Annotated in this window: 1 protein-coding gene; it reads right to left on the reverse strand. The window is 45.1% G+C overall.

The features are described 5' to 3' along the window. Positions 1–693: 693 nt before the first annotated feature. The gene (locus IG80_RS16410; RefSeq protein WP_232224426.1) at positions 694–1,152 is read right to left on the reverse strand and encodes a hypothetical protein; all 459 of its coding nucleotides are present in this window, start codon (positions 1,150–1,152) and stop codon (positions 694–696) included. Positions 1,153–1,338 lie beyond the last annotated feature (186 nt).

The raw sequence follows: 1,338 nt of genomic DNA on the forward strand, positions 1-1,338 counted from the left end.
ATCCATTATCCTCACTCACTTGTTAATAATTAAATGTGTCTCTCTTTGCGAAATTGCCAGAATGTAGCTTAGCTTTCAACTATCTTCCAACAATTTTAGCTTTTTTATCGAAAAATTTTTAATTTTATGTCGTGTGCAAGTTTTTTAGAAAAAAGTCGTTAATAATTCTCTGATAAGGATTTTCGCATTCCTCTAGGCTATGTCGTAGGCATCTTCTAATATCACCAGGTTGCCTGAGATCCCCGGGACAAGGCTGGGGATGACGCTAGAGTGGACATTCGATTCCTATTGCCACCAATCACACAATAACGTTGCCCTTTGATCTTCCTGGATCCCCGCCTCTCGCCTCGACAAAGCCTGGCTCGCGAGGAGGACTCAGAAGAGTAACCTTGTTTCTATTATCACCATCCCCCTCCTGTCCTCGCCAACGAGCATTCTCGCCCCAACTTGAGTCACCCTAGGCCTTGTGCCGAGGAGCTTAAGCAACTTGAAGATCTGGCTTTTCACCAATCGATGTTTCTCATCTTTCCTCGATATTCCCTTCGCAAAAATGAAGCAGAAGAAATCCTAAAGAGGGAGAGAGTTGCAAGGACAACAAAGGAGAAAACTGTAAGACCCTTTTTACTTCCTATCCATTTACACCTTCATCATCCTTGCTCATTCTCCAGGATCTTAAACCTTTCCTGTGCGCACTCAGGAAAGGCTGAAATGCCATTTCATCCAGAGAAAAGACCTTCTGCCGAAAAATCCAAAAATAATTTTGGCCTTCCTTTTAATCCCCTCTCGCATGCTTTTGGGGTTTATCTCCCTTACTATGCCCCTCACATTCGCAAGGACGACCAAAGTAGAGATCACAAAAAAAGAAAAAGACCTCATCTCAATTTTGAGATTTCTTGGCTTTCTTCCCTTCCAAGAATCTTTGATACAAAGATCAGAAATATTTCTTGAAAAGAAAGCCTTTCCTCTTGCTTTTTGGCTTTTCTCCTCACCATACCTTTCACGTATACTGAGATCCTTTTGCCACCTAGTTGCATCACCAGGTTGCCTGAGATCCCCGGGACAAGCCCGGGATGACAACAGGATGGGATCTGGGGTGACAAACGACTGATCGCTTGCCTTTATACTGCCCCCCTTTCCTTTACCAACGAGCACTTCTGTCCCCAATTTCGTCATCCTAGGCCCTGTGCCGAGGATCCCAAGCGACCGAAAGATCTCTCCTGTCGCCATTCGATGCCTCTCATCCTTCCCTGGATCCCCGCCTGGCGGGAATGACATGAGAGAATGTGGCCTGCCTTCCTGATCAAAGGTAAGATTCCACCAGCGATTAAAGATCTGTTG

Origin of the sequence: Candidatus Paracaedibacter symbiosus, assembly GCF_000757605.1 — a bacterium.
GTDB classification, from domain to species: Bacteria; Pseudomonadota; Alphaproteobacteria; order Paracaedibacterales; family Paracaedibacteraceae; genus Paracaedibacter_A; species Paracaedibacter_A symbiosus.